The organism is Knoellia sp. p5-6-4 (assembly GCF_029222705.1).
Lineage (GTDB): Bacteria > Actinomycetota > Actinomycetes > Actinomycetales > Dermatophilaceae > Pedococcus_A.
In genome coordinates, this window is record NZ_JARGZF010000001.1 from 1,118,764 (window position 1) to 1,132,846 (window position 14,083).

Below are 14,083 nucleotides of genomic sequence, written 5' to 3' on the forward strand. Positions count from 1 at the left end.
GGGGGGCTGGGCCGCCGCCGGTCGCTGCTACCAGCGGTAGTGCGCGAAGGCCTTGTTGGACTCGGCCATCTTGTGGGTGTCCTCGCGACGCTTCACGGACGCGCCGAGGCCGTTGGAGGCGTCGAGGATCTCGTTCATGAGCCGCTCGGTCATGGTCTTCTCACGACGCTGGCGCGAGTAGCCCACCATCCAGCGCAGGGCCAGGGTGGTCGCACGGCCGGGCTTGACCTCGATCGGCACCTGGTAGGTCGCACCGCCGACGCGGCGGGACTTGACCTCCAGGGTCGGCTTGATGTTGTCGAGCGCCCGCTTGAGGGTGACGACGGGGTCGGTGCCGGTCTTCTCGCGGCAGCCCTCGAGCGCGCCGTAGACGATGTGCTCGGCGATCGACTTCTTGCCGTCGAGGAGGATCTTGTTGACCAGCTGGGTCACCAGCGGGGACTGGTAGACCGGGTCGACGACGAGGGGGCGCTTCGGCGCGGGTCCCTTGCGAGGCATTACTTCTTCTCCATCTTCGCGCCGTAACGGGAGCGGGCCTGCTTGCGGTTCTTGACACCCTGGGTGTCGAGCGAGCCGCGCACGATCTTGTAGCGCACGCCGGGGAGGTCCTTCACACGGCCGCCACGCACGAGCACGATGGAGTGCTCCTGCAGGTTGTGGCCGACACCCGGGATGTAGGCCGTGACCTCGATGCCGCTGGTGAGGCGCACACGGGCGACCTTGCGCAGGGCAGAGTTCGGCTTCTTGGGGGTGGTGGTGTACACACGCGTGCACACGCCACGGCGCTGGGGCGAGCCCTTGAGGGCAGGAGTCTTGGTCTTGGTGACCTTGTCCTGGCGCCCCTTGCGCACAAGCTGGTTGATCGTAGGCAACCTGTTCTCCGTACGTCGTTGTGTCTGTTCGTGCCGGCGGGCGGACCCTCCGGCGCTCCTTGGTGTTGCCGTCTCCGACCCCCGCGCTCGGGTGTGTCTTCGACGGTGCTCTCCCCTGCACTCCCCACGCACGACCCGTGGTGCTTCGATCGTGGATTGCCCGGCGAGAGGTTGCGGCCGCTGCGCGCCCGGGTCTCCCCCGGCCCTGCGGCCTGCGTCGTGCCCGAGGCGCACCTCAGACACAGTGTTCAAAGATACCCGTTGCCCAGTGCCCTACCAAATCGGTTGGACGCTGCCCAGCCGCCACGGCGGCGAAGAAGCGATTCGGGGTATTGCCGGGCGCTGTGGCGCTCGGCAATACCCCGAATGAGCTAAGGCGTCAGGCGACAGCCGTCAGTCCAGGCCCAGCTCCGCGTCGTCGAGGCGGATGGCCTCGCCGCTGCCCGGGCCGAAGACCGGGTACTCGTACTCGTAGCTCGGCATCGAGTAGACGGCGGCCTTGGCCTCCTCCGTCGGCTCCACCTTGATGTTCCGGTAGCGCGGGAGCCCCGTGCCGGCCGGGATGAGCTTACCGAGGATGACGTTCTCCTTCAGACCCAGCAGCGGGTCCGACTTGGCGTGCATCGCGGCCTCGGTGAGCACCCGGGTCGTCTCCTGGAAGGACGCGGCCGACAGCCACGACTCGGTCGCCAGGGACGCCTTGGTGATGCCCATGAGCTCCGGTCGACCCGAGGCCGGCTTGCCGGACTCGGCCACCACGCGGCGGTTCTCCTCCTCGAAGCGGCCGCGCTCGGCGAGCTCGCCGGGGAGCAGGTCGGCGTCGCCGGACTCGATGATCGTGATGCGGCGCAGCATCTGCCGCACGATGACCTCGATGTGCTTGTCGTGGATCGACACGCCCTGCTGGCGGTAGACGTTCTGGACCTCGTCGACCAGGTGCATCTGCACGGCGCGCGGGCCGAGGATGCGCAGCACCTGCTTGGGGTCGATGGAGCCGACCGTCAGCTGGGTGCCGACCTGCACGTGGTCGCCGTCGCCCACCAGGAGGCGGGCCCGCTTGCTGACCGGGTAGGCGTGCTCCTCGGAGCCGTCGTCCGGGGTCAGCATGATCTTGCGGGCCTTGTCGGTGTCCTCGATGGTGACCCGGCCGGTCGCCTCGGCGATCGGGGCGACACCCTTCGGGGTGCGCGCCTCGAACAGCTCGACGACACGCGGCAGACCCTGCGTGATGTCGTCACCGGCCACACCACCGGTGTGGAAGGTGCGCATCGTCAGCTGGGTGCCGGGCTCACCGATCGACTGGGCCGCAATGATGCCGACGGCCTCGCCGATGTCGACGAGCTTGCCCGTGGCCAGCGAGCGGCCGTAGCAGGCGGCACAGGTGCCGACCCGGCTGTCACAGGTGAGGACCGAGCGGACCTTGACCTCCTCGACGCCTGCGGCGACGAGGGCGTCGATGACCACGTCACCGAGGTCGATGCCGGCCTCGGCGAGCACCTGGCCGTCCTTCTCCACGTCCTCGGCGAGGGTGCGGGCGTAGACGGAGGTCTCGACGTCGTCGTGCTCGACCAGGGCGCCGTCAGAGGTGCGCTGGGCGATCGGCATCTTCAGGCCGCGGTCGGTGCCGCAGTCGTCCTCGCGGATGATGACGTCCTGCGAGACGTCGACCAGGCGACGGGTCAGGTAACCCGAGTCCGCGGTACGAAGAGCGGTGTCGGCCAGACCCTTTCGCGAACCGTGCGTCGAGATGAAGAACTCGAGCACGGACAGGCCCTCGCGGAAGTTCGCGCGGATCGGACGCGGGATGATGTCACCCTTCGGGTTCGACACCAGACCACGCATACCGGCGATCTGCCGCAGCTGCATCCAGTTACCACGAGCACCCGAGGACACCATCCGGTAGATGGTGTTGGTCCGCGGGATGTTGGCCTCCATCTCCTTGGCGACCTCGTTCGTGGCCTGCGTCCAGATCTCGATGAGCTCCTGACGGCGCTCGTCGTCGGTGATCAGACCGCGCTCGTACTGCGTCTGCACCTTGGTCGCCTTGGCCTCGTAGCCCTCGAGGATCTCGGGCTTGCGCGGCGGGGTCACGACGTCGGAGATGGCCACGGTGGTGCCCGAGCGGGTCGCCCAGTGGAAGCCGTACTCCTTGAGCGCGTCGAGGCTCGCCGCGACCTGCACCTTGCTGTAGCGCTCGGCGAGGTCGTTGACGATCGCCGACAGGCGCTTCTTGTCCACCACCGCGTCGACGAACGGGTAGTCCACCGGCAGGGTCTGGTTGAACAGCGCCCGGCCGAGGGTGGTCTCGACGGTCAGCGCCGGCACGCGGCCCTGGTCGTCGGGCTCGAGGCCCTCGGGCAGCTCGGTGCCGGGGGCCGGCACCACGTCGGTCAGGCGCAGCTTGATCCTGCTGCCCAGCTCGAGCTCGCCGGCGTCGAAGGCCATGCGGGCCTCGGACACCGAGGAGAACGCCCGGCCGGCACCCTTGCCGTCCTCCACCTCGGTGGTGAGGTGGAACAGCCCGATGATCATGTCCTGGGTGGGCATGGTCACCGGGCGGCCGTCCGCCGGCTTGAGGATGTTGTTGCTCGAGAGCATGAGGATGCGGGCCTCGGCCTGCGCCTCTGCGGAGAGCGGCACGTGCACGGCCATCTGGTCACCGTCGAAGTCCGCGTTGAAGGCGGAGCAGACCAGCGGGTGGATCTGGATGGCCTTGCCCTCGACCAGCTGCGGCTCGAAGGCCTGGATGCCGAGGCGGTGCAGGGTGGGTGCGCGGTTCAGCAGCACGGGGTGCTCGGTGATGACCTCCTCGAGCACGTCCCACACGACCGGGCGGGCCCGCTCGACCATGCGCTTGGCCGACTTGATGTTCTGCGCGTGGTCGAGGTCGACCAGGCGCTTCATCACGAACGGCTTGAACAGCTCGAGCGCCATCTGCTTGGGCAGGCCGCACTGGTGCAGCTTCAGCTGCGGGCCGACGACGATGACCGAACGGCCGGAGTAGTCGACGCGCTTGCCGAGCAGGTTCTGGCGGAACCGGCCCTGCTTGCCCTTGAGCATGTCGGACAGCGACTTCAGCGGACGGTTGCCGGGGCCCGTGACCGGGCGGCCGCGGCGGCCGTTGTCGAAGAGGCTGTCGACGGCCTCCTGCAGCATCCGCTTCTCGTTGTTGACGATGATCTCGGGGGCGCCGAGGTCGAGCAGTCGCTTGAGGCGGTTGTTGCGGTTGATGACCCTGCGGTACAGGTCGTTCAGGTCGGAGGTGGCGAAGCGGCCACCGTCGAGCTGGACCATCGGGCGCAGGTCCGGCGGGATGACCGGGACGGCGTCGAGGACCATGCCGGTCGGCTTGTTGGACGTCTGCTGGAAGGCGGTGACGACCTTGAGCCGCTTGAGCGCACGGGTCTTCTTCTGGCCCTTGCCGGTGGCGATGATCTCGCGCAGCGACTCGGCCTCGGCGTCGAGGTCGAAGGTCTCGAGGCGCTTCTGGATCGCTGCCGCGCCCATGCCGCCCTCGAAGTAGAGGCCGAACCGGTCGCGCATCTCGCGGTAGAGGATCTCGTCGCCCTCGAGGTCCTGGACCTTGAGGTTCTTGAAGCGGTCCCAGACCTGCTCGAGGCGCTCGATCTGCTGGTCGGCGCGCTTGCGGATCTGGTTCATCTCGCGCTCGGCCGACTCGCGCACCTTGCGGCGGGCGTCGGCCTTGGCACCCTCGGCCTCGAGCTCGGCGAGGTCGGACTCGAGACGCTTGGCGCGGGCCTCGACGTCGGCGTCGCGGCGGTTCTCGAACTCCTTCTTCTCGACCTCGATCTGGGCCTCGAGCGAGGGCAGGTCCTTGTGGCGCTGCTCCTCGTCGACCGAGGTGATCATGTAGGCAGCGAAGTAGATGACCTTCTCGAGGTCCTTCGGGGCCAGGTCGAGCAGGTAGCCCAGGCGTGACGGGACGCCCTTGAAGTACCAGATGTGGGTGACGGGGGCGGCGAGCTCGATGTGGCCCATCCGCTCGCGGCGCACCTTGGCACGGGTGACCTCGACGCCACAGCGCTCACAGATGATGCCCTTGAAGCGGACCCGCTTGTACTTGCCGCAGTTGCACTCCCAGTCGCGGGTGGGGCCGAAGATGCGCTCGCAGAACAGGCCCTCCTTCTCCGGCTTGAGGGTGCGGTAGTTGATCGTCTCCGGCTTCTTCACCTCACCGTGGCTCCACTGGCGGATGTCCTCCGCCGTGGCCAGGCCGATGCGCAGCTCGTCGAAGAAGTTGACGTCGAGCACGTGGTTCCTTCTCTCGTGTCTCTTAAATCTGAAGTGGTCTGTCAGGGATGGTCCTTGGCGGGGCGCCGGTATGCCGTGGGCGCGCCTGGGGCGCGCTTCTCACCGGGGTGAGCACACGGCATACCGGCTTCCTGTCAGACCTCTTCGACGCTGCTCGGCTCGCGCCGGGACAGGTCGATACCGAGCTCCTCCGCGGCGCGGAAGACGTCGTCGTCGGAGTCGCGCAGCTCGATCTGGCTGCCGTCGGAGGACAGGACCTCGACGTTCAGGCAGAGCGACTGCATCTCCTTGATGAGGACCTTGAACGACTCCGGGATGCCCGGCTCGGGGATGTTGTCGCCCTTGACGATGGCCTCGTAGACCTTCACGCGGCCGGTGACGTCGTCGGACTTGATCGTCAGCAGCTCCTGGAGGGCGTAGGCGGCGCCGTACGCCTCGAGTGCCCAGACCTCCATCTCACCGAAGCGCTGGCCACCGAACTGCGCCTTACCACCGAGCGGCTGCTGGGTGATCATCGAGTACGGGCCGGTGCTGCGGGCGTGGATCTTGTCGTCCACGAGGTGGTGCAGCTTGAGGATGTACATGTACCCGACCGAAACCGGCTCCGGGAACGGCTCGCCGGAGCGGCCGTCGAACAGGTTCGCCTTGCCTGTGCCGTCGATCAGGCGCACGTCGTCGCGGGTCTTGAGCGTCGAGTCCAGCAGGCCGACGATCTCGTCCTCGCGCACACCGTCGAAGACCGGGGAGGCGACACGGGTGCCGGCCTCGGCCTTGCGGGCGTCCTCGGGGATGAGCTTGGCCCACTCCGGGTTGTCCGCGATCTCCCAGCCGCGGCTGGCGGCCCAGCCGAGGTGGAGCTCGAGGATCTGGCCGACGTTCATACGACCGGGCACACCGAGCGGGTTCAGGACGACGTCGACCGGGGTGCCGTCCTCCAGGAACGGCATGTCCTCGACCGGCAGGATCTTGGAGATGACGCCCTTGTTGCCGTGGCGGCCGGCGAGCTTGTCACCGTCGGTGATCTTGCGCTTGTTGGCGACGTAGACGCGCACCAGCTGGTTCACGCCCGGGGGCAGGTCGTCGCCCTCGTCCTTGTCGAAGACCTTGACGCCGATGACGGTGCCGGTCTCGCCGTGGGGCACCTTCAGGGAGGTGTCACGGACCTCGCGGGCCTTCTCGCCGAAGATGGCGCGAAGCAGACGCTCCTCGGGGGTCAGCTCGGTCTCGCCCTTGGGCGTGACCTTGCCGACCAGGAGGTCGCCGTCGCGGACCTCGGCGCCGATGCGGATGATGCCGCGCTCGTCGAGGTCGGCCAGGACGTCCTCGGAGACGTTCGGGATGTCCCGGGTGATCTCCTCCGGACCCAGCTTGGTGTCGCGGGCGTCGACCTCGTGCTCCTCGATGTGGATCGAGGAGAGGACGTCGTCCTGCACCAGGCGCTGGCTGAGGATGATCGCGTCCTCGTAGTTGTGGCCCTCCCACGGCATGAACGCCACGAGCAGGTTGCGGCCCAGGGCCATCTCGCCGCCGTCGGTCGCGGGACCGTCGGCGATGACCGAGCCGGCCTCGAGGCGGTCGCCCTCGGCGACCAGCACGCGCTGGTTGTAGGAGGTGCCCTGGTTGGAGCGCGCGAACTTGGCGATCCGGTAGGTGCGGGTCCCACCCTCGTCGTTGGCCACGGTCACCAGGTCGGCGGAGACCTCGGTGACGACACCGGCCTGCTCGGCACGGACCACGTCACCGGAGTCCAGTGCCGCGCGGTACTCCATGCCGGTGCCCACGAGCGGGGCCTCGGACTTCACCAGCGGCACGGCCTGGCGCTGCATGTTCGAGCCCATGAGCGCACGGTTGGCGTCGTCGTGCTCGAGGAACGGGATCAGCGCGGTGGCCGCCGACACCATCTGGCGCGGGGACACGTCCATGTAGTCGACGTCGACACCCGGGACGTAGTCGACCTCGCCGCCCTTGGTGCGGACGAGGACGCGCTCCTCCGCGAAGGTGCTGTCGGCGGTCAGGGCCGCGTTGGCCTGCGCGATGACGTGGCGGTCCTCCTCGTCGGCGGACAGGTAGTGCACCTCGTCGGTGACCTTGCCGTACTCGACCTTGCGGTACGGGGTCTCGATGAAGCCGAACGCGTTGATCCGGCCGTAGGAGGCCAGCGAGCCGATGAGGCCGATGTTCGGGCCCTCAGGGGTCTCGATCGGGCACATGCGGCCGTAGTGCGACGGGTGGACGTCACGGACCTCCATGCCGGCGCGGTCGCGGGAGAGACCACCCGGGCCGAGGGCCGAGAGACGACGCTTGTGCGTCAGGCCGGCCAGCGGGTTGTTCTGGTCCATGAACTGCGAGAGCTGGGAGGTGCCGAAGAACTCCTTGATCGACGCCACCACGGGGCGGATGTTGATCAGGGTCTGCGGCGTGATGGCCTCGACGTCCTGCGTGGTCATGCGTTCGCGGACGACGCGCTCCATGCGGGACAGGCCGGTGCGGACCTGGTTCTGGATCAGCTCGCCGACGTTGCGCAGGCGGCGGTTGCCGAAGTGGTCGATGTCGTCGACCTCGACCGAGACCTCGCCGGCGGCACCCTGGAGGGTGGTCTCGCCGTTGTGCAGGGCCACGAGGTACTTGATCGTCGCCACGATGTCGTCGACCGAGAGCGTCGAGTGGCCGAGCTCGTCGGCCAGCCCCAGCTTGCGGTTGATCTTGTAGCGACCGACCTTGGCCAGGTCGTAGCGCTTCTCGTTGAAGTAGAGGTTGTCCAGCAGGGTCTGGGCAGCCTCCTTGGTCGGGGGCTCACCCGGGCGCAGCTTGCGGTAGATGTCGAGCAGTGCGTCGTCCTGGCCGGCCGTGTGGTCCTTCTCCAGGGTCAGGCGCATCGACTCGTAGTCGCCGAACTCCTCGAGGATCTGCGCGTCGGTCAGGCCGAGCGCCTTGAGGAGCACCGTGACGGACTGCTTGCGCTTGCGGTCGACCCGGACGCCCACCATGTCGCGCTTGTCGATCTCGAACTCGAGCCAGGCGCCCCGGCTGGGGATCACCTTGGCGGTGTAGACGTCCTTGTCGGAGGTCTTGTCGGGGGTGCGCTCGAAGTAGACGCCCGGGCTGCGGACCAGCTGGGAGACCACGACACGCTCGGTGCCGTTGATGACGAAGGTGCCGCGCTCGGTCATGAGCGGGAAGTCGCCCATGAACACCGTCTGGCTCTTGATCTCACCGGTGGTGGTGTTCATGAACTCCGCGGTGACGAACAGCGGGGCGGAGTAGGTCTGGTCGCGCTCCTTGCACTCCTCGATGGAGTACTTCACGTCCTCGAAGCGGTGGTCGCGGAACGACAGCGACATGGAGCCGCTGAAGTCCTCGATCGGCGAGATCTCCTCGAAGATCTCCTCGAGGCCGGAACGGTCGGGGACGTCGGTGCGGCCCTCGGCCTTGGCGGCTGCCACGCGGGCCTGCCAGCGCTCGTTCCCGAGCAGCCAGTCGAAGCTTTCCGTTTGCAGCGCCAGGAGGTCGGGGACCTCGAGCGGTTCGCGAATCTTCGCGAAGGACAGACGGCCGGAAGCCGTCCGTGCAGTGGACACAGTCTGAGTCGCGTTGCGCGAGGCAGCCAAGGATGGTCCTTCCACGGGCCTTTAGAACTGAGGTCTGCACTGGCGCCAGCTCTCGGTCCAACGCGAAGGCCGGCAACAGAACGTGCGGGAAGGCACGACCGGAGTTGGCGGACTCAGCGGGGGATCGAGGACAGGGCAGCGCAAAGCGACAGCATACCCGCAGGAGGGCAGGATAGTCCAACCGCGTCCAGCGGGGCGGCGAAAGCGCACAGCCCCCCGTCGACGGGAGTCCGGACTCGCGCTGCCGATCAGGCGACGGCGACGCGGTCCTCGCGACGCAGATGAGGATGGCGGCAGCCGCGCCCCCCGTCAAGGCCGAACCCCGGCGCGGCGTGCCGCACCGGGGTCCAGAGCACCGCTCCGGGGCCGCTCAGAACGCCTGGACGTCCGAGATCAGCCACCGCTCGCCCACCCGCGTGAGGGTCGCGATGACCCGGTTCTGGTCGACCGCGGGCTGCGCGGCGTCGGCGCCGACCGTGGCCTGGTTGACGAAGGCGAGCACCTTCACGCGGCCCTCGGCCTGCTCCATGACGCCGACGTCGGACACCCGGGCCTGCACGACGGTCTTGTTCTTGACCGCCAGTGGCTTGATGTCCTTGTCCATGGCCTGCGCGAACTCCTCCTTGAAGGAGCCGGTCAGCAGGCCCTCGATCCGGGCCGCCTGCGCATCGATGCTCTTGTAGTTGTAGCTGAGCATCTGCTCGATCGACGTGCGGGCCGTGCTGGTGGCCGCCCGCGTCTGTGCCTCCTGGCCCGAGGGATCGCTCAGCGCGAGGCCCGTCGACCCCGCGAGCAGGGCCGCCGCCACGCCGAGGCCGAGGAGCGGTGCCAGCAGCCGGCGGGGTCGGCTCGCCTGAGCCTTCGGGGCCGCAGCCGCCGCGGGCTTCGCCGCGGCGGCCGGCTCACGCACGGGGACCGCGGGTGCGACACCCTCGGTGCGCTCCGGCCGGGCGTGCGGCAGTGGCGGTATGCCGTGGGCCCGCTGCCCCTGCGGACGCGTCCGCGAGCGCTGCCCGGCGACACGGGGACGCTGGCGCGTGCCGTTCCTGGCCACGTTGTCACCCGACGAACTCAAGGTTCTCCACCTTCCACGCGTCGCTCACCTTCCGCAGCTGCAGGCGCATGCGGTAGGTCTTCTTCTCGCCATCGGGGACCGACGCGTTCTGCGTCGGGGCGACCACGCCGACCAGCACCACGGCGGAGTCGAGGTCGCCGGAGACCAGGGCGGCCTCGGTGCGCTCGGCCCGTGAGACCGTCTTGTTCTGCACCAGCACCTTCTTCAGCTCCTCGATCGAGCTGCTGTAGCTCTCGAGGAACGTGCCGGTCGCCCCTGCGCGCACCCGGGCGGTGTCGCGGTCGACGTGCTGGTGGTCGACGGTCACGAAGTTGACCGCCAGCTGTCGCCCCGCGGCGACAGCCTCGGCGCGGGCCTGCTGCGTCTGGTGCGCCGTCCAGGCCTCGCGTCCCACGGTGGCCCCCACGGCGAGGGCCGCGACGAGGACCAGCGCCACGAGGCCCCAGAGTCCCCGCGGGGTGAGGCGGGCGGACCGTGGCCCGGCTGCCTGCTGCGTGGTGGTCTCGGCCGTGTCGGCCCTGTCCGTTGCGTCGGCCGCCGGTCCCGTCCTGCCCCTGAGGAGCCTCGCGGGAACCGTGGCCTTCACCGCCCTCCCGGCCTGGGTGGTGATCGTGCTCATCGAGCAGCCTCCTTCATCATCCACAGCCACGACGGCTCGGTCTGTCCACCTCCCGTCGGTGGGAGGGGCACCGAGACATCGGGTGCTGCCGTGCCCAACGAGGCCGAGGCGCCCGGGGATACGGGCTGGCCGGCGATTGCCAGTGGAACCGAGGAGTTCGATGACCTCGCCCCGGAGGGGCCGGGCGCGTTCTGCGCTCCGCGCACGTTGCTGGACGAGCCCCGAGGGAGGGAGCAGCGGGCGCCGGTGTTGACCGGGGGAAGGCCCGTCGTGCGCGCAGGGTCGGTGCGCTTGGTCCCCTCGTAGCCCTGCTTGCAGACCACGGGGTCGTGCGAGAGCACCAGCCCGAAGTGGGCGGTGCCGTCGCCCGGCACCACCGTGTAGCCACCGGCGATCACGTCCGGGTAGGTGACGAGCAGCTGCTCGATGCCGTCGACCCGGGCGGTCGTGACCTGGCCGACGGTGATGAGGTTGGCCAGCAGCGCCGCGAGGCTCGACTGGTTCTCGCGGATGAGGCCGTCGAGCTCGCGTGAGGCCACGGCCCCCCGGTCGAGCACCATCCGCAGGTCGGCGTCCGAGGCCTTGAGGGTCTCGGAGAGGTTCGCGAAGTTCGTGGCGAAGGTCTTGATCTGCCCGGAGGTGTCGCGCTGGGTGTCGAGCACGATGCGCCCGTCCTCGATGAGCTTGACCGTCTCGGGCAGGGCCTCGGTCGCGGCGCGGGTCAGGGCGTCGCCGCTGTCGAGCATCCGCTGCAGGTCGGTGCCGCCATCGGCGAAGGCCTTGCCGAGCTCGTCGACCACGGTCCTGAGGTCGTCACGGTCGACCGATCGCACCGTCCCGTCGAGGTGCAGCAGGAGGTTGTCCACGCGCACCGGGGTGCGGGTGTCCTCGCGCGCGATGGTGTCGCCGTCCTCGAGGCTCTTCCCGCCCTGCGAGCGTGGCTGGAAGTCGAGGTACTGCTCCCCGACGGCCGAGCGGTTCTCGACCACGGCGACGGTGTCCTTGGGGATCTGGACGCCCCGGCGGATCCGGGCGTCGACGATGACGCCGTCCTTGCCGAGCCGCAGTCGCTCGACCCGGCCCACCTGGACGCCGCGGTAGGAGACCTCGGAGCCCACGAAGATCCCGCCGGACTCGGCGAAGTCCGCGGAGACGAGGTACTGACCTCCGACCACGCGGTCGTAGAGACCCACGTAGCGGGCGGACAGCACCGAGACGGTGACCAGCGTGATGAGCAGGAAGGCGATGAGCTGCACCTTCACCGAGCGGCGGATCATGCCTCACCTCCGGTGTACAGCGAGCGCCACGAGCCGTCCGAGGACGAGCTGCCGGACCCGGCCGACCCCAGGCACGTGACCCCCGGCACGCACACGCCGCCTCCACCGCCCGGCGAGGTCGGGTCGGGGGTCTGCCCCGGCAGCGGCAGGTCCGGTACGTCGGGCAGCGGCACGTCGGGCAGCCCGGGCTCGCCTCCGGTCGGCGGAGCGGTCGGGATGCCGAGGTTGCCGGAGAGGTTGCGCATGTCGAGGTCGGCTGTGACGCGCAGGTTGGTGTAGTCGCCCTTCATCGCGGCCAGGGTGCCGTCCGAGAAGGGGTAGGTCAGCAGCAGCTGCATCGACGCCGGAAGGTCGTCGCCCGCCTTGTTCAGCTCGGCCAGGATGGGCGCGAGCGCCTCGAGGTTGGCCCGGGTGTCGGCCTTGGACTGCTGGACCACGTCGGTCCCGACCGCACCGAGCCGCTCGAGGGCGGTCAGCATCTCGACGAGCTGCTTGCGTTGGTCGGCGAGCACCTTCAACCCACCCGGCATGGCCTCGATGGCCCGGGCGATGTCCTGCTTCTGGGCCGCCAGGCGGGCCGAGAGCCGGTCGATCCCGTCGATGGCCCGCACGATCTCGCTCTTCTGCTCCTCCAGGCCCCCGACGAAGGTGTCGAGCTGCCCGATGAGGTCCTTGATTTCCTGGTTGTTGCCGCGCAGCGCGTTGTTGAGCTCGGCCTCGATGACCTTCAGCTGGGCGACGCCGCCACCGTTGAGCAGCAGCGACATGGCGCTGAGGACCTCCTCGACCTCGGGGTTGCGGCTCGTGCGGTCCAGCACGATGTTGTCCCCCTCCCCCAGCTCGCCGACCGCCTTCGCCGAGGCCGGGGGCGCCAGCTCGATGTACTTCTCGCCCAGCAGCGAGGTCTGCCTGATCTCGGCCGTCGCGTTGTCGGGCAGCTTCACGGTCTTCGGCAGCCGCAGGGTGACCCTGGCGGTCCAGCCGTTCAGCTCGATCTCCTCGACCGCGCCGACGGTCACCTGGTCGACCTTCACCGAGGACTGCGGCACGAGGTCGAGCACGTCGGCGAACTCGGCCGTGATCCGGTAGACGTCGCCGCGGGCGGCAGCGCCACCGGGCAGCGGCAGGTCGTAGGCGCCCTGGCAGCCCCCGAGGGCCGCTGCGGTCCCGGCCGCCACGAGGGCGGCGGCCGTCCGGCGCAGCCGCGCACCCGGCATCCGGTCTGCGGTGGTGGGCGTGGTGCTCATCAGTGCGTCCCTCCCAGCAGTCCGCCCAGCGTCGGGTCGGCGCCGCGCATCTGCAGCGACTGGCTCACCGGGGCGAGCGTGGTGTCGATGTCGCGGCACAGGTCGGTGTTGCCGGTGCCGGTCGGCCCGGTGACCAGGGAGCACAGCAGCAGGGCGGGATCGTCGAACTGCTCCATGTTGGACCTGGTGTCGAGCGTGCCGGTCTTGGGGTTGTAGGCGTTCTGCAGGTTGCTGATGGCGACGGGCGCGTTGGTGAGTGTCTCGGCGAGGGCGTCGCGCTGCTTGGCGACCGTTCCGGTGACGGCCGCGAGCTGGTCGACGTTGGTCTTGACGCCGGTGCGGTTGTCCTTCACGAAGGTGGACACCTCGTTGAGTGCGATGGCCAGGTTCTTCAGCGCGGCGGAGAGGTCGTCGCGCTCACCGTCGAGCTGGGTGGACACCGTCGCGAGGTCCTTGTTGAGCCGGCGCACCTGCTGGTCGTTGGTGGCGAGCATCGAGGTGAGGGTCTGGAGGTTCTTGACCGTGCCGAAGAAGTCGTTCCGGCCGCCGCTGAGGGTCGCGAGGGCCTGGGAGAGGTCGCGGTTCATGTCGTGGAGCTGCTGTCCCTGCCCGTCGAGGTTCCTCGCCCCGGTGTCGAGCAGCCGCGAGAACGAGCCGTCCTTGTTGGCCCCCTGCGGACCGAGGGCGACGAGCAGGTCGTCGAGGCTCTGCGAGATGCGGTCGAGCTCGACGGGGACGGCCGTGCGGTCAGCGCCGATGTGGGCGCCGTCGGCCATCTTCGGGCCGCCCTTGTAGGCAGGGAACAGCTGCACGTAGCGGTCACTCACCAGCGAGGGCGCCACCACGGCCGCCTTGGCGTCCGCCGGCACGGAGTACTTGCGGTCGAACTCGAAGCTGACCAGGACCTTGTCGCCCTTCGGCACGACCTCGGTCACCTCGCCGACCTCGACGCCGAGGACCCGCACGTCCGAGCCCGGGAAGAGCCCGACCGCCCGGGTGAACTCCCCGGTGACGCGGACCCGGTCGTTGCGCGGCCAGAAGGCGTAGGCGCCGGCCACGACCGCGACCACCACGAGGGCCGCGACGACCTTGGGGATGAGCCCGATGCGCATG

The 14,083-nt window shown here is 69.3% G+C and carries 9 protein-coding genes; all 9 read right to left on the reverse strand.

Annotated elements, in window-relative coordinates; all coding sequences use genetic code 11:
• Positions 1 to 27: 27 nt before the first annotated feature.
• Positions 28 to 498 carry a 30S ribosomal protein S7 gene (gene rpsG / locus P2F65_RS05395; RefSeq protein ID WP_275804916.1) on the reverse strand — a complete coding sequence of 157 codons (471 nt, stop codon included), beginning with the start codon at positions 496 to 498 and terminating at the stop codon, positions 28 to 30.
• Entirely contained in the window at positions 498 to 872 is a 375-nt protein-coding gene (gene rpsL, locus P2F65_RS05400; RefSeq protein WP_056883290.1) for a 30S ribosomal protein S12, read from the reverse strand. The genes rpsG and rpsL overlap by 1 nt, the downstream gene beginning before the upstream one ends.
• Positions 873 to 1,265: 393 nt before the next feature.
• On the reverse strand, positions 1,266 to 5,144 hold the full coding sequence (locus P2F65_RS05405; protein WP_275804919.1) for a DNA-directed RNA polymerase subunit beta': 3,879 nt from the start codon (positions 5,142 to 5,144) through the stop codon (positions 1,266 to 1,268).
• 134 nt (positions 5,145 to 5,278) lie between these two features.
• Positions 5,279 to 8,752 carry a DNA-directed RNA polymerase subunit beta gene (gene rpoB / locus P2F65_RS05410; RefSeq protein ID WP_275804921.1) on the reverse strand — a complete coding sequence of 1,158 codons (3,474 nt, stop codon included), beginning with the start codon at positions 8,750 to 8,752 and terminating at the stop codon, positions 5,279 to 5,281.
• 370 nt (positions 8,753 to 9,122) lie between these two features.
• Positions 9,123 to 9,827 (reverse strand): hypothetical protein, encoded by a 705-nt coding sequence (locus tag P2F65_RS05415; RefSeq protein ID WP_275804923.1) that lies wholly within the window; start codon positions 9,825 to 9,827, stop codon positions 9,123 to 9,125.
• Positions 9,811 to 10,446 (reverse strand): hypothetical protein, encoded by a 636-nt coding sequence (locus tag P2F65_RS05420; protein ID WP_275804925.1) that lies wholly within the window; start codon positions 10,444 to 10,446, stop codon positions 9,811 to 9,813. Before P2F65_RS05420 ends, P2F65_RS05415 begins: the two co-directional genes overlap by 17 nt.
• Complete coding sequence (locus tag P2F65_RS05425) at positions 10,443 to 11,723, reverse strand: MlaD family protein (protein WP_275804927.1); 1,281 nt, start codon at positions 11,721 to 11,723, stop codon at positions 10,443 to 10,445. Before P2F65_RS05425 ends, P2F65_RS05420 begins: the two co-directional genes overlap by 4 nt.
• Positions 11,720 to 12,970 carry an MCE family protein gene (locus P2F65_RS05430; protein WP_275804929.1) on the reverse strand — a complete coding sequence of 417 codons (1,251 nt, stop codon included), beginning with the start codon at positions 12,968 to 12,970 and terminating at the stop codon, positions 11,720 to 11,722. Before P2F65_RS05430 ends, P2F65_RS05425 begins: the two co-directional genes overlap by 4 nt.
• Positions 12,970 to 14,082: an MCE family protein gene (locus P2F65_RS05435; RefSeq protein WP_275804931.1), complete on the reverse strand. Its 1,113-nt coding sequence runs from the start codon at positions 14,080 to 14,082 to the stop codon at positions 12,970 to 12,972. Before P2F65_RS05435 ends, P2F65_RS05430 begins: the two co-directional genes overlap by 1 nt.
• Position 14,083: the final 1 nt, after the last annotated feature.

Excerpts from the sequence above, each read along its gene's own strand:
- rpsG (WP_275804916.1), bottom strand. The coding sequence starts at position 498 with ATGCCTCGCAAGGGACCCGCGCCGAAGCGCCCCCTCGTCGTCGACCCG.
- P2F65_RS05420 (WP_275804925.1), bottom strand. The coding sequence starts at position 10,446 with ATGAGCACGATCACCACCCAGGCCGGGAGGGCGGTGAAGGCCACGGTT.
- P2F65_RS05425 (WP_275804927.1), bottom strand. The coding sequence starts at position 11,723 with ATGATCCGCCGCTCGGTGAAGGTGCAGCTCATCGCCTTCCTGCTCATC.
- P2F65_RS05430 (WP_275804929.1), bottom strand. The coding sequence starts at position 12,970 with ATGAGCACCACGCCCACCACCGCAGACCGGATGCCGGGTGCGCGGCTG.
- P2F65_RS05435 (WP_275804931.1), bottom strand. The coding sequence starts at position 14,082 with ATGCGCATCGGGCTCATCCCCAAGGTCGTCGCGGCCCTCGTGGTGGTC.